This is a genomic window from Lentzea flaviverrucosa (assembly GCF_003350445.1).
Classification (GTDB): Bacteria; Actinomycetota; Actinomycetes; order Mycobacteriales; family Pseudonocardiaceae; genus Lentzea; species Lentzea californiensis.
In genome coordinates this window covers 53,140-77,038 of sequence record NZ_QQAU01000013.1, presented here as the reverse complement: position 1 = coordinate 77,038, position 23,899 = coordinate 53,140, and the positions used below count along the sequence as shown (strand labels likewise).

General features: G+C 70.3%; 21 protein-coding genes and 1 pseudogene. 13 read left to right on the top strand and 9 right to left on the bottom strand.

What is annotated here, in order from left to right:
* The 6 genes from DFR72_RS32815 (at position 1) to DFR72_RS32790 (ending at position 9,172) form a co-directional block, all read left to right on the top strand.
* Positions 1-963 (top strand): carbohydrate ABC transporter permease, encoded by a 963-nt coding sequence (locus tag DFR72_RS32815; protein ID WP_245983716.1) that lies wholly within the window; start codon positions 1-3, stop codon positions 961-963.
* Positions 948-1,820: a carbohydrate ABC transporter permease gene (locus DFR72_RS32810; RefSeq protein ID WP_211335614.1), complete on the top strand. Its 873-nt coding sequence runs from the start codon at positions 948-950 to the stop codon at positions 1,818-1,820. Before DFR72_RS32815 ends, DFR72_RS32810 begins: the two co-directional genes overlap by 16 nt.
* A gap of 37 nt (positions 1,821-1,857) precedes the next feature.
* Positions 1,858-4,779, top strand: a complete 2,922-nt coding sequence (locus DFR72_RS32805; RefSeq protein ID WP_090070367.1) for a carbohydrate-binding protein — start codon at positions 1,858-1,860, stop codon at positions 4,777-4,779.
* Positions 4,780-4,861: 82 nt separating this feature from the next.
* On the top strand, positions 4,862-7,372 hold the full coding sequence (locus tag DFR72_RS32800; RefSeq protein ID WP_090070369.1) for a glycosyltransferase: 2,511 nt from the start codon (positions 4,862-4,864) through the stop codon (positions 7,370-7,372).
* A complete protein-coding gene (locus DFR72_RS32795) occupies positions 7,372-8,772 on the top strand; it encodes a radical SAM protein (protein ID WP_090070371.1) in 1,401 nt (466 codons plus the stop codon). Before DFR72_RS32800 ends, DFR72_RS32795 begins: the two co-directional genes overlap by 1 nt.
* Before the next feature lie 109 nt (positions 8,773-8,881).
* Positions 8,882-9,172 (top strand): DUF4342 domain-containing protein, encoded by a 291-nt coding sequence (locus DFR72_RS32790; protein WP_090070373.1) that lies wholly within the window; start codon positions 8,882-8,884, stop codon positions 9,170-9,172.
* Between the two features lie 44 nt (positions 9,173-9,216).
* On the opposite strand, the gene DFR72_RS32785 is transcribed toward DFR72_RS32790, so the two are convergent.
* Complete coding sequence (locus DFR72_RS32785; protein WP_090070375.1) at positions 9,217-9,762, bottom strand: DUF305 domain-containing protein; 546 nt, start codon at positions 9,760-9,762, stop codon at positions 9,217-9,219.
* Positions 9,762-10,805, bottom strand: coding sequence for a DUF1996 domain-containing protein (locus DFR72_RS32780; RefSeq protein WP_211335613.1), 1,044 nt, complete (start codon positions 10,803-10,805; stop codon positions 9,762-9,764). The genes DFR72_RS32785 and DFR72_RS32780 overlap by 1 nt, the downstream gene beginning before the upstream one ends.
* 209 nt (positions 10,806-11,014) lie before the next feature.
* On the opposite strand from DFR72_RS32780, the gene DFR72_RS32775 reads away from it, so the two are divergent.
* A complete protein-coding gene (locus tag DFR72_RS32775) occupies positions 11,015-11,200 on the top strand; it encodes a hypothetical protein (protein WP_090070377.1) in 186 nt (61 codons plus the stop codon).
* A 6-nt stretch (positions 11,201-11,206) separates the two neighbouring features.
* On the opposite strand, the gene DFR72_RS32770 is transcribed toward DFR72_RS32775, so the two are convergent.
* Positions 11,207-13,567 carry an ATP-binding protein gene (locus tag DFR72_RS32770; RefSeq protein ID WP_245983715.1) on the bottom strand — a complete coding sequence of 787 codons (2,361 nt, stop codon included), beginning with the start codon at positions 13,565-13,567 and terminating at the stop codon, positions 11,207-11,209.
* Positions 13,568-13,685: 118 nt separating this feature from the next.
* Between DFR72_RS32770 and DFR72_RS47210 the strand changes: the two are divergent.
* A pseudogene (locus DFR72_RS47210) lies at positions 13,686-14,585 on the top strand (glycosyltransferase 87 family protein); the annotation flags it as partial.
* Between the two features lie 157 nt (positions 14,586-14,742).
* Here the strand turns inward: DFR72_RS47210 and DFR72_RS32760 are convergent.
* Together DFR72_RS32760 and DFR72_RS32755 are read right to left on the bottom strand one after the other, a co-directional pair.
* Entirely contained in the window at positions 14,743-15,831 is a 1,089-nt protein-coding gene (locus DFR72_RS32760) for a GTP-binding protein (protein ID WP_090070382.1), read from the bottom strand.
* Entirely contained in the window at positions 15,828-16,841 is a 1,014-nt protein-coding gene (locus DFR72_RS32755) for a GTP-binding protein (RefSeq protein ID WP_090070384.1), read from the bottom strand. The genes DFR72_RS32760 and DFR72_RS32755 overlap by 4 nt, the downstream gene beginning before the upstream one ends.
* Before the next feature lie 73 nt (positions 16,842-16,914).
* Here DFR72_RS32755 and DFR72_RS32750 point away from each other — a divergent pair, with 73 nt between their 5' ends.
* From DFR72_RS32750 to DFR72_RS32740, 3 genes are read left to right on the top strand one after another with little or no spacing between them, the layout of a single operon-like run.
* Complete coding sequence (locus DFR72_RS32750) at positions 16,915-17,532, top strand: DsbA family oxidoreductase (RefSeq protein ID WP_090070386.1); 618 nt, start codon at positions 16,915-16,917, stop codon at positions 17,530-17,532.
* Position 17,533: 1 nt separating this feature from the next.
* Positions 17,534-17,875 (top strand): STAS domain-containing protein, encoded by a 342-nt coding sequence (locus DFR72_RS32745; protein WP_090070388.1) that lies wholly within the window; start codon positions 17,534-17,536, stop codon positions 17,873-17,875.
* Positions 17,868-18,533 (top strand): DUF1345 domain-containing protein, encoded by a 666-nt coding sequence (locus tag DFR72_RS32740; RefSeq protein WP_211335612.1) that lies wholly within the window; start codon positions 17,868-17,870, stop codon positions 18,531-18,533. Before DFR72_RS32745 ends, DFR72_RS32740 begins: the two co-directional genes overlap by 8 nt.
* Here DFR72_RS32740 and DFR72_RS32735 read toward each other — a convergent pair whose 3' ends face one another.
* Positions 18,534-18,974, bottom strand: a complete 441-nt coding sequence (locus tag DFR72_RS32735; RefSeq protein ID WP_170176516.1) for a helix-turn-helix domain-containing protein — start codon at positions 18,972-18,974, stop codon at positions 18,534-18,536.
* Positions 18,975-19,047: 73 nt separating this feature from the next.
* On the opposite strand from DFR72_RS32735, the gene DFR72_RS32730 reads away from it, so the two are divergent.
* Complete coding sequence (locus DFR72_RS32730) at positions 19,048-20,244, top strand: MFS transporter (protein ID WP_170176515.1); 1,197 nt, start codon at positions 19,048-19,050, stop codon at positions 20,242-20,244.
* Entirely contained in the window at positions 20,241-20,498 is a 258-nt protein-coding gene (locus tag DFR72_RS32725) for a Smr/MutS family protein (RefSeq protein WP_245983714.1), read from the top strand. Before DFR72_RS32730 ends, DFR72_RS32725 begins: the two co-directional genes overlap by 4 nt.
* 3 nt (positions 20,499-20,501) lie before the next feature.
* Here DFR72_RS32725 and DFR72_RS32720 read toward each other — a convergent pair whose 3' ends face one another.
* From DFR72_RS32720 to DFR72_RS32710, 3 genes are all read right to left on the bottom strand, one after another.
* Positions 20,502-21,272: an MHYT domain-containing protein gene (locus tag DFR72_RS32720; protein WP_090070394.1), complete on the bottom strand. Its 771-nt coding sequence runs from the start codon at positions 21,270-21,272 to the stop codon at positions 20,502-20,504.
* A 130-nt stretch (positions 21,273-21,402) separates the two neighbouring features.
* Positions 21,403-22,419, bottom strand: coding sequence for a cobalamin B12-binding domain-containing protein (locus DFR72_RS32715; RefSeq protein WP_342768698.1), 1,017 nt, complete (start codon positions 22,417-22,419; stop codon positions 21,403-21,405).
* A 5-nt stretch (positions 22,420-22,424) separates the two neighbouring features.
* Entirely contained in the window at positions 22,425-23,885 is a 1,461-nt protein-coding gene (locus DFR72_RS32710; protein WP_245983712.1) for a PP2C family protein-serine/threonine phosphatase, read from the bottom strand.
* Positions 23,886-23,899 lie beyond the last annotated feature (14 nt).

Below are 23,899 nucleotides of genomic sequence, written 5' to 3'. Positions count from 1 at the left end.
GTGGTCCTCCAGTCCCAGGCTCCCGCGGCGGCGGTCGTGGCGCCGCCGCCACCGGCACCCCGTCGCCGGCGCACACCGTCCACCTGGGTCCGCCGCGGCGGGCTGACCAGCCTGCTGTTCCTGCTGCCGCTGCTGGTCGTGTTCGGGGTGTTCTCGTGGGCACCGATCGCGCGGTCGGTGGTGATGAGCTTCCAGCAGACGAACCTCGTCGGACCGGTGCGGTTCGTCGGCCTGGACAACTTCGCCCAGGTGCTCGGCGACCCTCTGTTGTGGACCGCGGTCGGCAACACGCTGTGGTTCGCGGTGCTGGCGCTGGTGTTCGGCTACCCGATCCCGCTGGTCGCCGCCGTGCTGATCAGCGAGGTCCGGGCCCGCCGCGGCCTGTTCAGCGCACTGGCCTACCTGCCGGTGGTGGTGCCGCCGGTGGTCGCGGTGCTGCTGTGGAAGTTCTTCTACGACGCCGGCCCGTCCGGGGTGTTCAACACCGTGCTCGGCTGGGTGGGGCTGGGACCGTGGCAGTGGCTGCAGAACCCCGGCAGCGCCATGCCCGCGCTGGTGCTGGAGGCGACCTGGGCGGCCGCGGGCGGCACGGTGATCATCTACCTGGCCGCGCTGGCCGGCGTGCCTGCCGAGCAGTACGAGGCCGCCGAGATCGACGGCGCCGGGATCTGGCGCAAGATCTGGCACGTGACGCTGCCGCGGTTGCGCGGCGTGCTGCTGGTGACGTTCATCCTGCAGATCATCGGTACCGCACAGGTGTTCCTCGAGCCGTTCCTGTTCACCGGCGGCGGCCCGGCCAACTCGACGATGACCGTCCTGCTGCTGATCTACGACTACGCCTTCGCCAGCAGCCTCGGCGGTGACTACGGTGCCGCGACCGCGCTGAGCACCGTGCTCGCCGCCGTGCTGGCCGTGCTCTCCGCCCTCTACCTGCGGGTGACCAAGTCGTGGAGCGCATCGTGAGGCGCGGGTTGATCTCCCCGTCGGAACGGGCCACCCCGGCGATCCGCCGGACGGTGCGCGTGGTGCAGGGCCTGCTGCTGGGGGCGTTGCTGCTCACCGGTCTCGGGCCGGTGCTGTGGCTGGCCAAGGCGGCGGTCACCCCGACCCAGGACACGCTGCGCACGCCGTTGTCGCTCTTCCCCACCGGCATCGACCTGGCGAACCTGGTCACCGCGTGGACCAGGGTGGAGATCGACAAGTACTTCCTCAACACCGTGGTGATCGCCGCCGGGTCGTGGCTGGTGCAGCTCGTCGTGGCCACCACGGCCGGGTACGCGCTGGCGATCCTGCGGCCCCGCTACGGACGGCTGATCACCGCCGTCGTGCTCGGCACGCTGTTCGTGCCCGCGATCGTGCTGCTGGTGCCGCTGTACCTGACGGTCGTGCGCGCCGGGATGATCAACACGTTCTGGGCGGTGTGGCTGCCCGCCGGCGCCAGCGCGTTCAACGTCGTGCTGGTGCAACGGTTCTTCGCGAACCTGCCGCGCGAGGTGCTGGAGGCCGCACGGGTCGACGGCGCCGGGCCCGTGCGGGTGTTCTGGTCGGTGGTGCTGCCGCTCTCGCGCCCGATCCTGGGCGTGGTGTCGGTGTTCGCGGTGGTGGCCAGCTGGAAGGACTTCCTCTGGCCGCTGCTCGTGCTGCCCGACCCTGCGGTGCAGCCGCTGTCCGTGCGGCTGCCCGCGTTGCAGCGCTACGTCGAGCTCGACGTGTTCCTCGCCGCGCTCGCCATCTCGTCGGTCATCCCGGTGGCGCTGTTCCTGGTGTTCCAACGGCTGTTCCTGCAGAGCGGTGCGCTCGAAGGAGCGGTCAAAGGCTAGGCCCTGCAACGAATCCCTCGCCCAGGAGACAACAACGATGTTGTGGAAGATCCGCGCGGCCGTGCTGGCCGCCGCCGTCGTGGCGGGCACGATCGCCGCCACCGGGCCGGTTTCGGCCGCACCCACCACCCACCAGGCCGAGTCCGCCGCGCTCTCCGGCGGCGCCCGCGCCGAGATCGAGCACGCCGGGTACACCGGAAGCGGGTACGCCGGCGGGTTCACCGACGCGAACCGCGGTGCCGCCGCGGTCACCGTCACCACGAGCGGGTCGGCGGCGGGTGCGCACCGGCTGGTCCTGCGCTACGCCAACGGAACCGGCGGCACCCGCACCGTCACCCTGGCCGTCAACGGCGGCACGCGGCAGCTCTCCCTGCCGGCCACCGCGGGCTGGGCGTCGTGGGGGACGGTGAGCCAGAACGTCACCCTGAACGCGGGCGCCAACACCCTCGCCGTGCGCTATGGCAGTGGCGACAACGGAAACGTCAACATCGACAGCCTGTCGGTGGAGCCCGTGATCCCCGCGGCGGGGGTCGTGGAGGCCGAGTCCGGCACGCTCTCCGGCGGTGCGCGGGCCGAGTCCGAGCACGGCGGGCACACCGGCAGCGGCTACGTCGGCGGGTTCGTCGACGCGAACCGCGGCGCGGCGGTCACGTTCACCGTCACCGGCACCGCGACCAGGTCGAGCCTGGCGCTGCGCTACGCCAACGGGACCGGCTCGCCGCGCACCATGACCGTCACGGTCAACGGTGCCGCACAACAGGTTTCCCTGCCCGCGACCGCGTCGTGGAGCGAGTGGGCCACCGCGAACGTCGCGGTCACCACCGTGGTGGGGGCCAACACCGTCGCGGTGTCCTACGGCAGCGCGGACAACGGCAACGTCAACCTCGACAGCGCCACTCTCACCGCGGACGACAGCACCCCCACCCCCGAGGGCACCGCCGAGCTGGAGAGCGGCTTCCTCGGCGGAGGCGCCGTGCCGGTCACCACGGCGGGCGCGACCGGATCCGGCGCGGTCTCGCTGCCCGGCACGGGCGCGCGGGTCGTCCGGACGATCAACCAGGCCGCCGCGGGCACCGCCACCATCACCCTGCGGTACACGGCCTCCGTGAGCGGCACCGTCACCACTTACGTCAACGGCGTCAAGGGCGCGCAGCTATCGCTCACCGGCGGCAGCGGCTGGCGCACCGCCACCCACACCGCCGTGCTGCGGACGGGTCTGAACATCGTCGGCTACGGCGACGCGACCGGTGCTCAGCTCGACAACATCGCCGTGACCGGCTCGGCCGCCCTGGCCGCACGCGGAGCGACCGTTCCGTTCACCACCTACGAAGCCGAGGCCGGCACCACCACCGGTGCCGAGCTCACCCCGGCCCGCCAGTACACGACCGACGTCGCCGAGGCCTCCGGGCGCAGCGCCGTCAAGCTCACCGGCACCGGTCAGCACGTGCAGATCACCCTGACCCGGCCCGCCAACGCCCTCACCGTGCGCGCGAGCGTCCCAGACGGCACCTCGCCACCGCTGGCCGTCTACGCGGGCGGCACCAAGGTCGGCGACCTGTCCCTGACCTCGAAGTACAGCTGGATGTACGGCGCGTACCCGTTCGCCGAGGGCCCGGGCGGTGCGCGCCCGCACCGCTACTTCGACGACGCGCGGATCCTGCTCCCGCAGACCTATCCCGCAGGCACCGTGCTCCGCCTGGCCAAGGACACCACCGCCAGTAGTCACATCACCGTCGACCTGGTCGACGCCGAAGTCGCCGCCGCCACGACCTCGCCCGCCGGGTACGTCGACGCCCGCACCCACGGCGCGAACCCCGGCGACGGAGCCGACGACAGCGCCGGCCTCCGCGCGGCCATCGCCGCGGCACAAGGCACCGCGGCCAAGGGCGTGTGGCTGCCCGCGGGCGCCTACAACCTGAACAGCCTGGTGAACGTCAGCGGCGTGGACGTGCGCGGCGCCGGCATCTGGCACACCGTCCTCAACGGAGCCGACCGCCGCGGTGGCTTCGCCATCACCGGACCCGGCACCACGATCGCGGACCTCACCTTCGACGGCGACGTCACCACCCGCGACCCCGACGACGCGCCCAACTCCGACTCGTTCATCGAGGTGGAGTCCGGGTCCGCGTCGACGGTGTTCAACGTCGCCACCAACCACGCCAAGACGGGTCTGTGGCTCAAGCAGGCCGACGGCTTCTTCGCCGCGGGCCTGCGGGTGCGCAACACCATGGCCGACGGTCTCAACGTCAACGGCAACAACGGTCCCACCGCGAACGTCCGCGTGGAGCAGAGCACGTTTCGCAACACCGGCGACGACGGCATGGCCATGTGGTCCTGGGACCGCAACAACACGGTCAGCCGCAGCGTGTTCGCGTTCAACACCATCTCGCTGCCGATCCTCGCCAACGGCGCCGCGATCTACGGCGGCACCGACAACCGCATCGAGGACTCCCTGATCAGCGACACCGTGTTCAACGGCGCCGGGATCATGGTGTCCAGCTGGCACGAGGCCAAGCCGTTCGGCGGCACGACCACCGTGCAGCGCACCACGCTCACGCGGGCCGGCACCCGCAACTGGGACTGGAACACCCACACCGGTGCCGTCTGGCTGTTCGCGGAACGAGCCGACATCACGGGCGCCGTGGTGCTCCAGGACCTGGACATCACCGACGCCGGCTACCACGGCATGTTGTTCAGCTGGAGCAAGGCGATCACCAACCTCACCGTCGACAACGTCAGGATCAGCGGCACCGGTGGCGCGACCGACGCCTTCACCGACGACAAGGGCGTCCCGGTCTCCAACGCCGGCTCGCACGGCATGCACTTCAACCTCGCGACCGGCACCGGACGCTTCGACCGGGTCACCGTCGCGGGCGTCAAGGGCGCCGGCAGCCAGGGCGTGGCCAACGACGAGAACCGCTACACGGTGCAGCGCGGTACCGGTAACAGCGGCTGGTAGAAGCCGATTGAGACGCGATCTGGCGGGTAAGCGCTTTCATGCTAGCTTCGATGAGAGTGACCCTCTCGAAACGGAGCAGCCTATGCCGGCTCTTTGGGGTGTCTCGTTCGATGCCACGGCCATGTCCGGCGTGGTGGTCGAGTTCCTCAAGACCGCCAGATCGTTCTCTGACCAGGGCTATCGCGTTCACCTCGACCTCGGGTACGACATCAAGGCGGACAAAGGACGATTCTTTTCCCGGTACCGCCGGGAACGCGTGCCGGAATGGGTGAAACTGGATCGCGTCGACGGCATCGAGCGCATTGCCGGATACGACCGGGAATTCGTGGCGGCGACGCTCGAAGCAGTGCGGCGCGACCAGGTCCCTGACACCGATGCCGTCACCGAGCAGCTCGCCGACGCGATCGTGCGCACCTGGGAGGCCCGGGGCGTCACGCTCGTCATGGTCGAGAACGGCACGTTGCCGGAGAACGTCGCCTACACGAAAGCGCTCTACCTGGCGATCGCCCGGTACGGCGCCGCACACGACCTCGGCCGGTTCGTGCTGTGGCGCGACCACGACCTGATGTGGCAGAGCGAGCCGGCCAAGTACGGCAGCTTCCCCTACCCCGCAACGCCTCCGATGGTGAACTCGCCGCACATCCACTACTTCGCGCTGCACGACGAGGCGAGACGGCGCACGCTGGAGTGGATGCCGCACCTGCGCAACATCGACCTGCTGCCGAACACGTTCACCGAACCGGACCGCCCCGGCAGGCCCGACTTCCTGCGGCACCACGGCATCGCGCCGGGCACGAGGATCATCGCCAGGTCCACGAGGATCATCCCGCAGAAGCGCATCGACCGCGACCTGCACCTGGCGGCCCTGCTGCCGGGCACCTGCCTGTTCGTCGCCGGCGACACCGAGGAGGACCCGGCCGAGACCAGGAAGCTCCGCGCGCTCGCCGAGGAGCTCCGGGTGCCGGTCGTCTTCGGAGGCGTCCTGGAGCCGTGCGAGTCGGCCGGTCCGGGGTTCTCGGTGCGCGACCTGCTCGCCCACGCCGCCGTCGTGTCGTTCCTGACGTCCTACGACTACGAGAGTTTCGGCAATCCCATCGGCGAGGCGATCGCGGCCGGTGTGCCGTACATCGCGAGTCGCTACGCCCTGTACGACACGGTGTACGCGGGCTACGAGGCGCCGGTGCTCGACATCCTGGAGCACGACCTGCCGACGCCGGAGTTCGCCCGGCAGGTCCACGAACTCATGACGAACGCGGAGAGGCGGGCGGAAGTGGTGGCGCACAACAGGCAGCTCGGCACGCACACCCGTGAGGCCGCGACCGGCCTGGTGGGCACGTTGTTCCCGCCCGCGATGGGCCCGCACACCCGGCTCAGCGTGGTGCTGCCGGTGTTCGACGAGGCCGCGACCATCGAGGCCGTGCTGCAGTCCCTGCGCGACCAGGAGGACATCGACCACGCCACCTACGAGATCGTGCTGGTGGACAACAACTCCACGGACGACACGGTCGAGATCGCCCGCCGGTTCGCGGAGAGCTCGCCGGTCGACATCCACGTCATCAGCGAACGCGAGCAGGGCGTGGCGTGTGCGCGCAGGGCCGGCATGGAGTTCGCGGTGCGCAGGAGCCGCAACCGCAAGGACCCCGGCGAGCGCTTCTACCTCGTGTCGGCCGACGCGGACTGCCGGGTCGACAGCCGCTGGCTCGTCGAACTTCTCGCGGTGATGGACAAGGACAAGGCCGCGATCGGGGTGTGCGACTACTACTACAACGCCGAGCACTTCGTCGGCAGGCCAAGGCTTTGGGACGCGATCCAGCGCACGTTGCGGTGTCGCGCGGTGACGTTCTCGTTGTTCGGCGGGTTCCCCGACGGCAAGGGCTTCGCGGTCGAACGCGAGGCCTACGAGGACGTCGGCGGCATCGAGATCTTCTACCAGCTGCAGAACGGGAAGTTCGTCAACCACCTGTCGGACGACTGGGACTTCGGCATCAGGGTCGCGGGCTCCGGTCACGACATCGCCTACGCCCCGAAGTCGCGCGTCGAGATCAACCCGCGGCGGGTCAACCACGCGATCGACGAGGTCATCTCCGGCCGCGCGTACGGCAACGACGGCATCATCGTCATGCGGGACATCCGGCCGGAGGCGCCGCCCAAGACGGCCGACCTCACCGAGGCCGAGGCGGTGCAGGCCTGGGAGTTCTCCATCAAGGACTTCACCCCGAAGAACACCGTCCTGCCCGTCCTGCTGACGCCGTCCTTCCTGGACGAGGACGCCGTGATCGCGTTCTTCGGCGAGGACCTGGCGGCCAGGCTCGCCACGCGCATCGCGGAGATCAAAGCCGAGATGAGCGTCGTCGACTTCCTCCCCATCCACTCCTACAAGACGCCGTCCTACCGGCTGTACCTGGAGTTCCGGGACGAGATCTTCGCCCGGCTGCGGGCCACCGTCGGCGAGGACATCGGCTACCCGCCGCCGCTGCCGGAGTGCTTCGACGCGGTGCCGGAAGACCGGTTCGCGGAGTTCGTGAAGTACTACTGCGAAGACCGCGAGTCAGGGGAGGCGCACAACTACTTCGGCAATGGAGGCGTGTTCTGATGAACCGTGTTCTGACCGACTCCGAACCCAGGGTGTGGGCGGCGCTGCAGGACCCCGCCAACGCCCACCTGCTCGACTACGTCACCGAAGACCCGTTCGGCGCGCACGTGTTCCCCGGCAACGTTCCCGGCTACGGCGTCGACGACTTCCTCGCCGACCTGAGCGACCAGCTCACCGGCACGGCACCGATCCACCTCTGGTCCTACATCCCCACGTGCGCCTACAAGTGCCGCTTCTGCCAGTACCCGGTCGTGCTCGTCAAAGGCGGCCGCAACGAGGAGAAGCTGTCGCAGTGGGTGGACTGGAACATCAGGGAGGCCGAACTCTGGCTCCAGCGCGTGCCGGAGCTCGCGGACGCGCCGATCGGTGAGTTCAACGTCTTCGGCGGCACGCCGTCGTTGTTGCCGGAGAAGGACATCCGCCGGCTCCTCGACTTCTACCGCGAGAACTTCGGGTTCACCGGCGAGACGACGATCCGGTTCGAGGGCGACCCGAGCACGTTCACCCCGGCGAAGCTCGAGACCTTGCGAGAACTGGGCTGCACCAAGCTCTCCAGCGGGGTCCAGTCGTTCGACGACGACGTGCTGCGCGAGTGCGGCCGTGAGCACAGCGCTCAGATGTGCGTCGACTTCGTGCGCAACGCCCAGGCCGCAGGCTTCGAGTGGGTCAGCATCGACCTGATGTACGGCCTGCTGGACCAGACCGTCGACAGCGTCAAACGCGACCTCGACGTGGTGCTGGAGAACGAGGTCACCGCCGTCGTGTGCACCAAGCTGCACCTGAAGTCCTACGCCGAGACCAGGACCGGGGTGGCGGGGGAGCAGCCGGCGCCGTGGCAGCTGCCGCAGTACCGCGAGAAGCTGGTGCGGGACGGTCACTTCTGGCCGGCGTTGCAGGAGCAGTACCGGATGCGCGAGGTGCTGACCGACGGCCTGCGCGCCGCCGGCTACACCGAGCACCCCACGATGTACTTCGCCCGCGACGGCCTCGGCCCGGAGAAGTGGAAGTCCATCATGGTGGACCAGGACAAGCAGGAGGCCGAGGTCGCGATCGGCCTGGGCGGCAGTTCCAGCTGCCGTGCCTCCGAGGCGATCACCGACGTGAACTGGAAGAACTACGCCCAGACCGTCGAGGCGGGCCGGGTGCCGCTCGGCTCCGCCACCGGGTTCGACGCGGGAGCGCAGGAGGCGAGGGCGGTCAAGATGGCGTTGTCCACTTTGCAACCGCTGCGTTCGGACCTGCACTACGCTCGGTACGGCACGTCACTGCACGACAGCCCGTGGCGGGAGAAGTTCGGTTCTCTGGCCGAACGCGGCCTCGTCTCCGTCGACTCCGGGGGAGTCACGCTGACCGAGGACGGTGAGGTGCTCGTGGAGGCCATCATCAACACCGAGCTCTGACCTCTCTGAGGGGTAGATCAGGCAGGGATCAGGGGAAACCCTGATGGCACGGTGTCCGGTCGCGGGCAAGCTGGAGTCGTCGAGGAAGATCCGCAGTTCTAGGAGAGTCATGAGCGAATCCACGTCCGAGTCCGCCCGTACCGCCGTCGACTCGGTGGTCGACGCCGTGCGCGGGCTGGTGAACGAGGGCATCAACCGCCGCGTCGTCGTGCGTGACAGCAAGGACGACGTGGTGCTCGAGGTGCCGTTGGCTCTCGGCCTGGTCGCGGCGTTCGCCGCCCCGGTGGCGACGACCATCGGTGCCGGTGTGGCGCTGGTCGGCAAGTGCGGGATCAAGCTGGAGAACCGCCCGGCGCCCGCCGGTCAGCCCGCGACGCCGGCCGAGGCCGGGCAGGCGTAGCAAGCGGACGGGTGCCGTCGCCCGGTAGGAGCGACGGCACCTCGTCACGAAGCGTCTTTCAACAGGGTCAAGAACTCCGCACGCGCGGCAACGATGCGTGCGCTCAGTTCGACCACCGGCTTGCTCGTGCCCGACGACAGCTCTGCGCGGGCGACGGTGCGAGCCTCCTCGCACTGGGTGCGCAGCAACGCCGTCAACTGCTGGTCGAAGGCTGTGCCCTCGGCGTACCCGATGGCGGTGACCTCGGCCGGCGTGATCATGCCGGGCATGTCGTGCCCGGCGTGCTGGTCGCTCTCCTGTTTGCCGTTCTGGGCGAGCAACTCCCGCACCTGCGCCAGTTCGGCCCGGTAACGGGCCTCCAGCTGCGTGGCCACCGGGCGCAGCGCGGAACCGGGCCGGCTCGCCGTCAGGTCGAGAGCGGCGAGCGTGGACTCGTTCTGGGGGATCACCAGGTCCATGAACGCCAGGTCGGTGGCGCTGAGATCGGTGGCGCTGAGACCGTCCGGCGGGGCACTGGCCGGCGGGGAGTCGCCGGCCGGTGCCCCACAGCCCGTCGCCACCAGCAAGGCCGCGATGAGGAGGGCTCGCACTACGGGCGGCCGTCCGGTCCGCACTTGACGATGCGGTTGATGCAGTCGCGCACGCGCTGCGCCATCTCGGCTTCCGGCCAGACGTTGAAGAAGTCGCCGTGCATCGTGAACCCGGGACCGGACGACAGCTTGAACCGCGCCGGGTCACCGCTCGCGGGGTACCGCAGCACCTGGCGCAGCTTCGGCACGGGCACGGGGTGCGTCGACGGGCAGTCGCCGGCGACCGGGTAGGACATGTGGCTCTTGTGGTCCGCGGAGTCCAGGTCCTTGCCGTTCCAGCACTGCGGGAAGTCCAGGTAGGACTCGATCATCGTGCCCGCCGGGCAGTTCACGAAGTCCTTGGACGCTCCGACGTGGCCTGCGTGCAGGCACGACCAGCGCGACATCGTGCTGTTGTCCGGAGCGGTGGCCTTGGCGTTGCCCGCGACGATGCGCAGTCCGTACGGCAGCGGCTGGATGCGCGCGGTCACGTCGTCGCGCACGCCCTCGCCGAGGTAGTAGAACGTCGTGCCGGTCGGTTCGACGGGCTGGCCGTCGACGAGCAGCGTCGGCACCCAGTACGACGAGAGGTCGACCTTCGGGCTGCACGAGCTGGTCGCCCCGCTCAGGCTCGTGACGTCCGAGCGGGCGTTGGTGGAGGCGTTGCCGAAGAAGCTGTGCATGTGCGAGGCGCCGGGCAGGTTCGGCAGGACGATCGGGTCGTCCGGGAGCCGGTGCGTGAACGGGCACTCGGCGACGAACTCCGCGACGCGCACCGCGTTCGGCGGGATCGGCTCCTGCGGCTTCGGCTGCGCGACCACGGCGGCCTTCGTCGTCTCGGCCGCGGGCGTGGTCGTGCCGGCCTGCGGTGGCGTCGTGGTGTCCGCCGTCGTCACCGGCGCCGGGGTGGTGGCCGCGGGCGAGGAGGTCTGGATCGCCTTGGGCGGTGCGGGCGGGGTGAAGAACATCGCGTTCGCGGTCACCGCGGACGCCGCGACGCCCGCCACGGCGAGGGCGGCGATCCACACGCGCCGCCGCAACCGTGAACTGGGGACGTGAGGCATGGAGTTCCTTTCGGGCAGAACTGGCACAGGGAGACGAGGACTCCGGCCCGGCGTTCACCTCGCCAGCCGGTCCAGGTGTCCTCTGACCAGGAGATGTCCGGGGCGCCCGGCGATAACAGAAAACTTCGCCGATCTTTTCGGCGCGCGCGGATCAGCCTCGGCGACCAGACGGGCGACCAGCGGAAATGCCGCCGGTAGGCTGCGCCGGCATGAGCAGAAAACTGTTGGTCGGAATCGGCGTCGTGCTGCTCCTGCTCGGCGGGGTGTGGACGGCGCAGGGGCTGGGCTACCTCGAGGGCAGCTTCATGACCGGGCAGCAGCTGTGGACGACCATCGGGCTGCTGTGCATGGGCGCCGGCGTCATGCTGCTGATCCCCTGGCCGAAGAGGCGCTGACCCGCGTCAACCCAGTGCGGCCGCCAGCTTCGCCGCCGTGACGCGCACCGCCGGTGTGTCGTAGCGGTCGCACTCCGCCAGCGCCCGCACCCGGTGCTCGCGGGCCTGCGCCGCGTCCCCCGCGGCGTCGGCGAGGTCGGCGAGCCGGGCCATGATCTCGACCCGGTGGTCGGACAGCCGCGCCTCGCCGAGGGCCGCCAGCAGTTGCTCCTGCGCCTCGCCGTAGCGGCCCGCGTCCATCAGCACCAGGCCGCGGTTGTGCTGCACGCGGGCGGTTCCGGCGGTGTTGGAGTGCTTGCGGAACAACGCCTCCGCCTCGTCGAGGAGGTCCATCGCGGCGATCACCTGGCCCGCGGCCGCCAGGGTCGTCGCCAGCCGGATCAGCAGCATCGACAGCAGTTCGTCGTCACCACCGGCCTCGCGGTGCTGGTCGACGCTGCGTTGCTGCACCTCGGCGGCTTCGGCGAGGTCACCGGTCGTGTGGAGCATGAAGCCGAGCAGGGAGAGCGCGAGGTTCTCGCCGATCCGGTAGCCCGCCTGCTCGAACAGCTCGACGGAACGGCGACCGAGCCACACCGCCTTGTCCGGTTCGCCGACCCGCCGCCGGATCGCCGAGCCGTAGTAGCAGGTCCACGCCTCGGTGACGGTGTCGTCGACCGGTATCGCGGCGGCCTCCTCGTGCACGGACAGCGCTTCGTGCGGCTGACCGCACAACGCGTAGAGCGCCCACGACAGGTAGTTCAGCTGCTCCGCGGCGGCCTTGGCGTTGCCCAGCAGGCGGGCCGAGTGGGCTCCGGCGGCGAAGATCTCGCGCCACAGCTCGCCGACGCCGTGCATGTCCGAGTACCAGTGCATCGCCTGGGCCAGTGCGAGAACGCGTTCGTGCTCGCCGGTCTCCACGCCTGCCTTCACGGCGGTGCGCCAGTTGTCGAGCTCGAGCTCGAGCCACCGGGACGCGGACTCCCTGTCGCGCACCGGACCCGATCGCTCGGCCGGCACGTCGTGGTCGAAGAACAGGGCGGCCCTGGTCGCGGTGCCCAGAAGCCAGTGGCGCAAACGTGTGCGCACCTCGAGGACGGCGGCCGGGTCCTCGTCCAGCTCCAGCCGTTCGGCGGCGAAGACGTGCAGCAGGTCGTGGCGCGTGTAGCGGCCGGGTGTGTCGCTGATACCGAGCAGGCTCGCGTCGGCCAGTTCGTCCAGCGCCTCCTCGGCGTCGTCGACGAGGACACCGGCCAGGGCGGCGCTCGTGTCGGGGCTCGGCACCAGGGCCAGTCTGCGGAACAGGGTGGCGGCGCCCGCGCTGAGCTGGTCGTAGGAGATCTCGAACGCCGCCCGCACCTGCAGGTCGCCCGCCCGCAGCACGGAGAGCCGGCGGCCCTCGTCCTCCAGTTGCCCGGCGAGGTGGCTGACCGTCCACTGCGGTCTGCTGGTGAGCCGGTTGCCCGCGATCAGCAACGCCAGCGGTGTGCCGCCGCACAACTCGGCGACCCGCTCCGCCGCCTCGGGTTCGGCGTCGAGCCGTTCGGGGCCCGTCACGGCCCGCAGCAGCTCGACGGAACGCTCCAGCGGCAGCAGTCCCAGGGCGAGGCGGTGCCGGGCGTCGAGACCGGTCAGGATGCGGCGGCTGGTCAGCAGGACGAGCGTGCCGGGGCTGGACGCGAGCAGCGGACGCACCTGCGCCTCGTTCGCCGCGTTGTCCAGCACCAGCAGCACCGTCCGGTCGCGCAGCTGCGACCGGTACAGCGACAGCCTGTCGTCGGGGTCGGCGGGGATCTGGCGTTCGTCCACACCGAACGACCGCAGCAGCCGGTGTGCGGCCTTCTCCGGCGTCAGCGGCTCGGTGCCGGTGCCGCGCAGGTCGAGGAACACGCAACCGTCGGGGAACCTCGCACCCAGCCGATGGCCCGCGTCCACGGCCAGCGCGGTCTTGCCCGCACCGGGTGAGCCGTGGACCACCGCGATCTGCAGCCGGGACGACGACGCGGCGTCCGCGGCGAACCCGTCCAGGAGGTCCTTCTCGGCCTCCCGGCCGGTGAGCTCGAGGAGCACCGGAGGCAGTGAGGAGGACGTCACGGCGAACGGCGCGTCGGGCCGTTCCCGCACCGCGACGACCCGGCTGGCACGGGCGAGCGCGGTGAACTCCGCCGCCTCCTCGTCACGCAGCCCGAGCCCCCGGACGAGCAGCTGCACGGTGCGGAATTGCGGGCTGAGCGTGCGGCCGCGTTCCATGTCGCTGATCGCCCGTGTGCTCAAACCGGTGTGTTCCGCGAGTTCTTCCTGCGTCAGCGGAACACGCGATCGGTAAAAGCGGAGAAAGTCCCCGAACGCTGATGTGCTCACTGCGCACCCCCTCTTCCTCCTGCGCATCATCCGCCCTGATAGACGTTCGGGCACGCTCGTCGTTGCTGGCAAGAGGACTTCTGCTGGTGGTTCTGCCGGTTGTTCAGCAAGGTGAACAACAGGAGCCGTCGCTAATTTCGAATAGGTGTCAACAGCGTCCCCGACGCGGAAAACCGATCTGGTTCCGCGAAGATTTGTTTCTCCACTGGCCGTCGCGCTCTGGCTTGCCGCCCTGGTGTGGCTGCTGGTGACGTGGTCCGGCCATTACCCGATCGACCTGGACGTGTACCGGCTCGGAGGCCTCGCCTGGCTCGAGGGCCGGCCCCTCTACGTCGGGTTCACCGGCCCGCCCCTCGACCCCCAGCTGCCCTTCACCTACCCGCCGGTCGCGGCGATGCTGTTCAGCGGCCTGACTCTCGTTCCAGGAGCGCTGCAGAACCCGCTCACGGTCGCGGCCGGCTTCGTCGCGCTCACCGCGGTGTGCGTCGCGGTCGCCGGCGAGGTCCGCCCCGGTCTCAAGTGGACGGCCGGCCTGCTCTCGGCGATCGGTGCGCTGGCGCTGGACCCGGTGTGGACGACGTACGGCTACGGCCAGATCAACCTGTTCCTGCTGGCGCTGGTCGTGGCCGACGTGGTGCTGGTGAAGGACGAGCGCTTCCGCGGTGTGCTGATCGGAGTCGCCGCGGCGATCAAGCTGACGCCCGCGATCTTCGTGCTCTACTTCGTCGCCAGGCGCGACTGGCGGGCGGCCATCACGACGACGGTCACGTTCGCCGGCCTCGCGGTCGCGGGTTTCCTCGTCGCACCAGGGGATTCGCTGCAGTACTGGCTGCACTCGCTGCTGAACCCGGACCGCATCGGCGACATGTCGCTGTCGACCAACCAGTCGATCCGGGGCGTCCTGCGCGGCTTCGGCCTCGCACCCGGCGCCGAAACGCTGCTGTGGGCGGCACTCGCCGCGGTCGTCGTGGCCGTCGCGGTGCTCCTCGCCCGGCGGACCCGCGACGACCTCGTCGCGCTGTTCGTCGTCGCGGGTGCAGGTCTGCTCGCCTCACCGGTCTCCTGGCTGCACCACTGGGTGTGGTGCGTGCCGGTGCTCGTGTTCCTCGCCCTGCGCGGCAACGCCTGGCCCGCCTTCGCCGCCGTGTTCCTGGTGTTCGTGACCCGCCTGCACGAGTTCGACACCTACGTGTGGCTGACGGTCATCGTGCTGGGAGCGCTGGCATGTGCCCGTGGTCGTGCAGATCGCTGTAGTCCCACTCCGGCAACGGATCGGGGAACGTCCGCCACACCTGTGGCCCGGCCGCCAGTTCGGAGTCGGTGAGCAGCGCGGGGTCCAGTCGCCGGGCCGGCTCGGTGACGTCGAGGTCCACCCCGATGAACACCAGCTCCTGGCGTGCGGCGGGGGAGTCGAGCAGCTGACCCGGCTCGATGACCAGGTGCGGGCCCGCCTGCGACCACACGGCCAGCACGTCGGGCCGGGTCGCGATGTGGCAGAAACCCTTGCTGCGCAACACACCTTCCCAGTCCGCCAGCGCGTCCGCGAGCCGGGCGGGGTGGAACGGGCGCGACGCGCGGTAGGTGACCGACCGGATGCCGTACTCCTCGGTCTCCGGGGTGTGCCCACCGGCCAGCTCCTGGGCCCAGCCCGGTGCCTGCGCGGCGGTGACCGGGTCGTAGCGGCCGGTGTCGAGCACGTCGGAGAGCTCGACGACGCCCCGGTGCGCGTGCAGCAGGCGTGCGGACGGGTTGAGGCGCCGCAGCACGGCGTCGAGCGTCGCGAGCTGGCCGGAGGTGACGAGGTCGGTCTTGTTCACCACCAGCACGTCGGCGAACTCGGCCTGGTCCACGAGCAGGTCGGAGACATCACCCGCGGCCAGTTCGCGCAGGAAACCCGACGCGTCCACCAGCGTCACCATCGTGTCGAGCCGCGCGTGGTCGGACAGGCTGGTGCCGTCGGAGAACGTCCACTCGAACGTCGCCGCGACCGGCATCGGCTCGGAGACGCCGGTGGACTCGACCAGGATCGTGTCGAACCGGCCGGAGCGCGCCAGTTCGCCGACGCTGTCGAGCAGGTCCTCGCGCAACGTGCAGCAGATGCAGCCGTTGGTGAGCTCGACGAGGCGTTCGGTGGAGCGGTCGACGAGCGCGGCGTCGATGTTGACCTCGCTCATGTCGTTCACGATCACCGCCACCCGCCTGCTCTCCCGGTTGGTGAGCACGTGGTTGAGCAGCGTCGTCTTGCCGGCTCCCAGGAAGCCGGACAGCACGGTCACGGGAGTGCGCGTCACAGTTCAGACTCCTCGTGCCAGTCGGCGAACGGGTCGGCGAAGTCGAGCTCGCCGATCAGCCCGAGCTCCTCGTCGGTGACCAGCGCGTCCCTCAGCGCCGCGGTGATCCCGGCGGCGTCGGCGGACGTGGTGATCACGACCACCTCCTGGTCGCGTTCGCCCTCCCAAGGCCCCAGGTTGCCCACGCGCAGCCCGGCTCCCGCGGACTCCACCCACAGGGCCGCCTCGGGCTGGCTCGCCACCCACACCCGGCCGCGGACGCGCACCACGCCGTCGAGCAGCACGTCGATGCAGTTGTGCAACCGCATGGGGTGGAACGGGCGCCGGTCGGTGAAGTGGACGACGGACACGCCGTGCGCCGGTTCCAGCGGCGGCCGCCCGAACAGCAGCGAGCCGAAGCCGTCGTCGATCTCGCCGCGACGTGAGGTGGCGGGAACGGCGCCGAGCAACGCGACGACGTCGAGGTCGGGCAGCAACTGGCGCGGCGCACCGGGCGTGAGGCGGTCGAGCACAGCGGTGAGCACCGGGTCGCCAGGGCCGGTCAGCACCAGCGCGTCCGCGAACTCCGCCTGTCCCACCACGACCTGCGCGACGGTCCGCTCGTCGCCCTCGGCCGCGCGCATGCCGCGGTCGGCGAGCGAGTCGGCGCCGGTCGCGTCCTCGAGCCAGGTGGTGGTGTCGATCACCGTCACGACGGCCTCGACCTCCACCTCGGTCTCGCTCAGCGCGAAGCAGACGGCCTCCGGTTCGAGCATCGGGTCGAGCTGCACGATCACCCGTCCGTCCAGCCCTTCCAGCAACGGGACGAGGTCCAGTCGCAACGTGCACGAGACGCACCCGTGCGCGAGCTCCAGCACCGTGAGCCGGCCGTCCGCCCAGCGCCGCACCACCCCCTCGGCCAGGCTGCTGAGGTCATGCCTGACCAGCGACGATTCCGGTGACGCCCGCCAGAGCTCGTCGGCCACGTCGTGGTGGGTGAACCCGGCTACCAATACGACCCGTGCTGCCATGACCGGGAGCCTACATGACAACGATTATCGTTTCTGAACGGACGTGGCAGCGCGGGCGTGACATGATCGAACGATGCAGGTCGAGTTCTGGGCTGACGTCATCTGTCCGTGGTGCTACATCGGCAAGGCGCGCTTCGACAAGGCGCTGGCCGGCTTCGAGCACCGCGCCGAGGTCACCGTGGTGCACCGCGCGTTCGAGCTGGATCCGAACAAGGAAGGCGTCGAGTCCGTGCAGGCGATGCTCGCCGCCAAGTTCGGCCCGCGCGCCGCCGAGATGGAGGACTCCGTCGCCCAGCTCGCGCGCGACGAGGGCCTCGAGTACCGGCTGGACCGCGAGGTCGGCAACACGTTCGACGTGCACCGGCTGCTGCACCTGGCGGGGGAGCGCGGCGTCCAGGCCGAGGTCCTCGACGCCGTGCTGCACGCCAACTTCGGGCAGGCGCGGTCGCTGTTCACACCCGAGTCGCTGACCGAGATCGCGACGGAGGCCGGGCTCGACGCCGCCGACGTGAAGACCGTTCTCGAAGACCCGGCGGTGTACGCCGACGAGGTGCGGGCCGACGAGCAGCGCGCACGGGAGATCGGTGTCTCCGGCGTGCCGTTCGTGGTCGTCGCCGGACGTCTCGCGGTGGCCGGCGCGCAACCGGCGGAACTGTTCGGGCGGGCGTTGACGCAGGCATGGGAGGCGTGAGGTGGAAGAGACGACGTTGACGGTCGAGTCCGAGAACGTCCCCGGCGCGGTCGTGCTGCGCGCCGAGGGCGAGGTCGACTCCTACACCGCGGAACTGTTGCGCGGCAAGCTCTCCGAGGCGTTCGGCGCGGGACTCCCCGTGGTGCTGGACCTCAGCGCCGTCGAGTTCTTCGCGTCGGCCGGCCTCTCGGTGCTCGTGGAGTACCACCTGATCGGCGAGGACCGCGGCGTCCCGTTGCGCCTGGTGTCGCCCAGGGGCAGCGTGCTGCGCGCGCTGAAGGCCACCACGCTGACCGAGACCCTCGACCTGTACCTCGACCTGGACGCGGCGTTGCGTGGCTGACCTGCCGTCCCGCCCGATGCCGGACGGCTTCGTGCTGGACCGCACCAAGGTCGCGGTCGCGATCGCGGCGGGTCTCGTCAGCGGCCTCGCCGTCACGCTGACCGGCCACGGCGAGTTCGGCCTGCTGGTCGGCTGGGACGTCGCGACCCTGGTGTACCTCGTGCGGGCGTGGCTGGTCATCTGGCCGATGGACGCCGAGAAGACCGCCCAGCACGCCGTCCGCAACGACCCCACCCGCCGAGTGGCCGAGGTCGTGCTGATCGTGGCGGCGTTGGCGAGCCTGGTGTCCGTGGGCTTCGTGCTGGCCCGTGCGGCACACACGACCGGCGCGTCCGAACTGCTGCGCGTCGGACTGGGCGTGCTGTCCGTGGTGCTGTCGTGGACGGTGGTGCACACGATCTTCACCCTGCGCTATGCCCGGCTCTACTACTACGGCGCCGACGGCGGCATCGACTTCAACCAGCCAGAACCGCCGGACTACGGCGACTTCGCGTACGTCGCGTTCAGCATCGGCATGACGTTCCAGGTGTCCGACACGAGCCTGTCCGGCCGCGAAATGCGCCGCACGGCGTTGAAGCACTCCCTGCTGTCGTACCTGTTCGGCACCGGCGTGCTGGCCACGACGATCAACCTGGTCGCGAGCATCAGCAGCCAGTGATCACGCCGGGTGCTCCGCGATGAGCACCAGCGCGTCGAGCACCCGCCACCAGTCGTGCTCGCCCGCCTCGTGCCCGAGCGCCTCCGTGAGCAGGGCGCAGGCGCCGATCAGCCGCGCGGCCACGTCCTGGGGGTCCTGGCCCGACTTCTCGGCGAGAGCGGCGGCGGTGGCCCGGAAGCGCTTGCTCCTGCTCAGCTTCACCACGCTCTGCGGCGTAGGCCCGGCCGTCGCCGGCGGGTCCGACGAGAACCCGATCGACAGTTCGGTGCCGAGCGCGGACGCGAGCCTGCCCAACGCGTTCGTCGTCGGGTTCCCCCTGCCGTTCTCCAGGTTCGCTATGTAGGGCACGGACAGCCCGGCGTCGGCGGCGACCGAGGCGACGGTCCGGCCCGACGCCTGCCGCAGCGCGCGCAGTCTCGGCCCGATGGGCTCGTTCGGCACAACCGCTCCTATCTTGACAGAACACTTCGATCGACGCTCTTATTCTGTCAAGAATACTACCTGGGGGTGGGTAGTGCTCGAGGCGCTGAGGATTCGTGATTTCCGGCTGCTGTGGACCGGACGAACGGTGAGCCTGCTCGGCTCGTGGCTGCTGGTGATCGCGATCCCGGCCCACGTCTTCGCGCTCACCGGCTCCCTGCTCGCGACCGGCCTCACGCTGGTCGCCGAGTACCTGCCACCGCTGCTGCTCGGCCCGTTCGCGGGCGTCGTGGCCGACCGCTGGGACCGCAGGCGGGTGATGATCACCGCGGACCTGTTCCGCGCCGCCGCGGTCGCGCTGATGCTGGTCGCGACGGCCGGGCACTCGCTCTGGCTGGTCTACGCCGCGCTGATCGCGGAGAGCACGGGTGCCGTGCTGTTCCGCCCGGCCGCACAGGCGCAGGTCCCGGCCGTTGTCGGCACTGGCAGCGGTCTGAGCAGCGCGAACTCGCTGAACGCGGCCGTCGACGGCACGGTCCGCCTCGTCGCGCCGCCGTTGGGCGCGGTGATCCTGACGTTCGCCGGCTTCCAGACGCTGATCTGGATCGACGTCGCGAGCTACCTCGTCTCAGCCGTCGCGATCGCGTTGACCACGCGCACCACGGCGCAGGCGGTGAGCAAGCGGGTGTTCGCCGATCTCGCCGGCGGCTGGAAGGTGTTGCGGGGCCTGCCGATCGCGAGGGCACTGCTGCCGCTGACGGCGGTGTTCCTCGCGGCGAACGCCTCGCTCAGCGCGTTGCTCGTGCCCTTCGGCGTCCGGCAACTCGGTGGCAGCGAACAGATCGGGCTCGTGGTGTCCGCGCTCGGCGCCGGGTTCCTGCTCGGTGCCGTGGTGATCCGCGGGCTGGTCGACCGGGTGCAGCCGCGGCTCCTGCTCGCGGTGAGCCAGCTGGCGACCGCCGTGGCGTTCCTCGTGCTCTTCAGCTCCACCTCGCTGGTCGTCGCGCTGCCCGCCGGTGTCGCGATCGGCGTGTTCGGTTCGATGACGCTCGTGACACCGCAGACGACGTTGCAACGGGCCGTGCCCAACGAGGCGCTCGGCCGGATCAGCGCCGTGTTCCTGACCGCGGAGGCGCTGGCGACGTTGGTCGGCGCACTCGCCGGACCGCTGCTGGCGGAGGCGGCGTCGCTGTCCGCCGCCGTAGTGGTCGCCTGCGTCGTCACCGCGGGCGGCGCGCTGGCGGGACTCGCGGTGATGCCCCGTGCGGCTCAGGCAGAATGCGCGGTGTGAGCCTGGAGAAGCTGACCGTGGACCTGCACCCGATCTTCCGCAGCGACCAGGACATCGCCCAGGCCGTCCGCAACGCGCTGTTCCGCGCGGCCGGGCAGAAGGTGCCCCTGGTCGAGATCATCACGGGCAAGGGGTCCGGCAAGCTCAAGAGCCGCGTGCTCGCGATGCTGAAGCAGCCGCACGTGAAGAAGCTCTACCGGCGCGTCGAAGTCGCGCCGGGCAACGACGGAATGGTGCTGGTGCACCTGAAGTAAGGCTCAGCCCTGGCTGGTGCGGCGCATCACGCGGTCGAGCAGCTCGGCCTCCTCGCGGCTCTCCTGGTCGTCCGTGGTGAGGGCGAGCAGGAAGATGATGATCACGCTGACGCCGGCCCCGCCGATGATCAGCGACGTGATCAGCTCCTGCGAGTTGCCGACGACGATCGACGCGCTGTGGTCGTGCGCCATGCTCATGGCGTACATGCCGGTGTAGTGCATGCCCGTGACGGCGACGCCCATCACCAGGGCGGCGCCGATGACGGCGAGCATGCCGCTGACCTTCCGCGTGAACCACAGCGCGACGGTCGAGGCGACCACGGCGATCACGATGGACAGCGCCACGAGACCGGGGTTGTAGCTGACGTCGGCGTTGATCACGATCGCGGACATGCCGGTGTAGTGCATCGCGGCGACGCCGAGCCCGGTGACGAGCCCGCCCGCGGCGAGTGGCCAGAAGCGCGTGTCGCCGTTGATGCCGTAGCGCCGCACCAGGAAGAGGCCGATGGCGACGACCACGATGGCGACGATCATGCTCAGCAACGTGATCGGGATGTCGTAGGAGACGTTCGCGCCCATCCACGTGCCGAGCATCGCGGTGAAGTGCATGCCCCAGATGCCGAGCCCGCCGATCGACACCGCGGCGACGCCGATCCACCAGTTGCGCGTCGTCCTGGTCGCGTGCCGCGCTCGTTCCGCGGACAGGAGACCCAGGACGGAGCCGAGGAACGCCACGGCGTAGGCGGCGAGCGGCGTGAAGGTCCCCATGTCCATGAGCGAGATGAAAACATTTCAAATCTATTGGACACAAGGCTGTTGTGGACAATGAAATCCACTAACACGAAGGGCGATCGGCCGCGCACTCGCAGTGCACCAAAACCGTCCACAAAGGACTACTGTGCGTCTACGCCGACAGCGATCTGGCCGGTTGGGCGAGCATTCGCTGCGCTCGCGGGAAATCACGCAGCTGCGCGGCGAGCAGTTCCAGCGCGGGTTCGAGCACCTGCGCCGGCACCCCGCGGGCGTTGAGCACCGCGCCGGTCCACTCGAGGAAGTCGCGGAACAACGCGTCGTCGTCCACGTACAGCGCGGTCGCGAGGTAGTCCACGATGTGCGCCAGGTCCTCGGCCGTGTGCTGCCGCTGTTCGTCGCTGTAGGACCGCATCGCGGGCACGCGTTCCTCGAGGCCCCGGTACACCGACCGCACGAGAGCGCGTGCGGTGCGGGACACCAGCGTGTACTCCTGGTCGGCGAGGTGCGGCAGGTCGTCGACGGGCTGGTGGGGCGTGCCCGGTGCCGTCAGCGTCCGGGACAGCAGCATGTCGGCCGCGGACCGGGCGTCGGCGGCCCAGGCGTTCGCGCCGAACCGCCGCGCGTACGCACCGTCCACGCCGAACGCCGCGCCGCCCACCATCACCGGTACGCCGGTCGCCTGGCACGCCGTCATGGTGGAGTGCGCCACCGGCAGGCGGGTGGCGATCGAGCTCGACAGCGCCACCACGTCCGGGCCCGTGCGGTGCAGGTAGGTGATGAGGTGCGGCGTGGGCACCTGCGCGCCCAGGTAGTCGACGGCGAAACCGCGCAACGACAGCACTTCCGCGAGCAGGCGCGCGGGCAGCGCGTGCCACTCGCCGTCCACGCAGGCCACCGTCACGCGACCGTGCTCCGGTCGCCGCCGGGGCTTGGTGATCGACAGCGCGGTGACGGCGCGGTCGTTGATGGCGGTGATCGCGTGCTCCTGCGCCACGCTGATCCGGTTCGCGGCCCACTCGCGGCCGACCCGGTGCTGCACCGCGCCGATCACCTCGAGCAGCACGGTCTCGTGGCCCAGTTCGGCGGCGGCGCCCAGCACGACGTCCGCCGCGCGGTGCTCGTCGCCGGCGAACGCGGCTTCCCACAGGGCGTCGGCCGTGGTCACCACCGAGTTCAAGAAGACCTCCTGCGCGGCGCGGTGATCGAGAGGACCGCCATGTCGTCGTGCTCGTTCTGGCCGACCCACTGAGCGGCGAGCATGTGCACGTGCTCGACCAGCGCCTCGGCCGGCATGCCACCGCAGGCCGTCAGGGCGCGGCGCAGACGTTCCTCGCCGAACTCCTCGTCGCCCAGCGGGCCGCCGTGGGCCTCGGTGATGCCGTCGGTGTAGAGCAGGCACGAGTCGCCGGGCGCCAGCACCACCTCGTCGGTCGACGTCATGATCCGCGGCAGGATGCCGACGAGCGTGCCCTTCGTCCTGGCCGCCTCGACCTCGCCGTTCGCCCGCACGATCAGCGGCGGCAGGTGCCCGCCCGAGGTCAGCTTCACGCGGAGACCCTCGTCCACCGGCCGCACGGTGCCGACGACGGTGGTGATGAAACGGGACTTGTCCGTCGTGAGCAGCGCCTGGTTGAGGGCGTGCAGCATCTGGTCGTGGTCGGTGACGACCTGCAGGAGCGCGTGCACGGCCGTGCGCACCTTGCCGGTCTGCGCCGCCGCGTCGAGTCCCTTGCCGCAGACGTCGCCGAGCACGACGAACAGCTCGTCGTCCGGCAGTTCGTGCACGTCGTAGAAGTCGCCTCCGACGCGTTCGGTGTCGGCCGCCGCGCGGTAGCGGCCGGCCAGTTCGACGTGCTCGTAGCGGCGCAGCGTGGGCGGCAGCAGGTCGTTGGTCAGCCGTTCGGTGATCACGGCCTGCTGGGTGAACAGGCTCGCCGCCGAGATCGCCACTCCCGCCCGTGAGGCGAACAGCCGCGCGAACGCCTCTTCGTCCTCGGTGAAGTGCGCGTCGCGGCGCATGAGGATCAACGCACCCGCCGGCACGCCGTGCCCGGGCAGCGGCGTCACGACGATCGACGACACGTCGCCCGCCAGCCACTCCGGCGCCGCGGCCGGGTCGATCCACCGCGACGGCACCGGCGGGAACCCGCGCAGCGCCTCGCTGAGCCCGATCACGGCCTCGACGTCGACGTGCCGCAGTTCGTAAGTCGGCGCCTCATCCCGGCGGCAGCGCGTGACGGGGTGCCCGTCGCCCGACCGCGGCGCGATCACCAGAACCTCGTCCGCGAGGTGCTCGGCGGCCATCTCGGCCACGACGGTCATGCAGCGCTCGGGGTTGAGCGACGTCATCAGGGCGCTGGACACCCGTGACAGCAGTGCGGCCCGTTCCCGTTCCAGCAGCAGCTCGGTCTCGTCGAGCAACCACCAGGTGACCGAGTCGTCCTCGTTGTCGACCCGGTGCGTGGTGTAGCTGCGTTCCGCGATGTGCACGGACTCGCCGTGCCGCCATTGCGACGGCGAGACCTGTTCGGGGACGAGCGATTTTGCGGCGTCGTTCATGCCGTGCACCGCACCGGCGGCGTCAACGACGAGCGCGGGACACGGTGCACGCAACCAGCTGGATACCGTGACCACGTTCGAATTGTCTC

Excerpts from the sequence above, each read along its gene's own strand:
- DFR72_RS32805 (WP_090070367.1), top strand. The coding sequence starts at position 1,858 with ATGTTGTGGAAGATCCGCGCGGCCGTGCTGGCCGCCGCCGTCGTGGCG.
- DFR72_RS32755 (WP_090070384.1), bottom strand. The coding sequence starts at position 16,841 with ATGGCAGCACGGGTCGTATTGGTAGCCGGGTTCACCCACCACGACGTG.
- DFR72_RS32720 (WP_090070394.1), bottom strand. The coding sequence starts at position 21,272 with ATGGACATGGGGACCTTCACGCCGCTCGCCGCCTACGCCGTGGCGTTC.
- DFR72_RS32770 (WP_245983715.1), bottom strand. The coding sequence starts at position 13,567 with ATGCGCAGGAGGAAGAGGGGGTGCGCAGTGAGCACATCAGCGTTCGGG.
- DFR72_RS32790 (WP_090070373.1), top strand. The coding sequence starts at position 8,882 with ATGAGCGAATCCACGTCCGAGTCCGCCCGTACCGCCGTCGACTCGGTG.
- DFR72_RS32780 (WP_211335613.1), bottom strand. The coding sequence starts at position 10,805 with ATGCCTCACGTCCCCAGTTCACGGTTGCGGCGGCGCGTGTGGATCGCC.
- DFR72_RS32775 (WP_090070377.1), top strand. The coding sequence starts at position 11,015 with ATGAGCAGAAAACTGTTGGTCGGAATCGGCGTCGTGCTGCTCCTGCTC.
- DFR72_RS32750 (WP_090070386.1), top strand. The coding sequence starts at position 16,915 with ATGCAGGTCGAGTTCTGGGCTGACGTCATCTGTCCGTGGTGCTACATC.
- DFR72_RS32795 (WP_090070371.1), top strand. The coding sequence starts at position 7,372 with ATGAACCGTGTTCTGACCGACTCCGAACCCAGGGTGTGGGCGGCGCTG.
- DFR72_RS32800 (WP_090070369.1), top strand. The coding sequence starts at position 4,862 with ATGCCGGCTCTTTGGGGTGTCTCGTTCGATGCCACGGCCATGTCCGGC.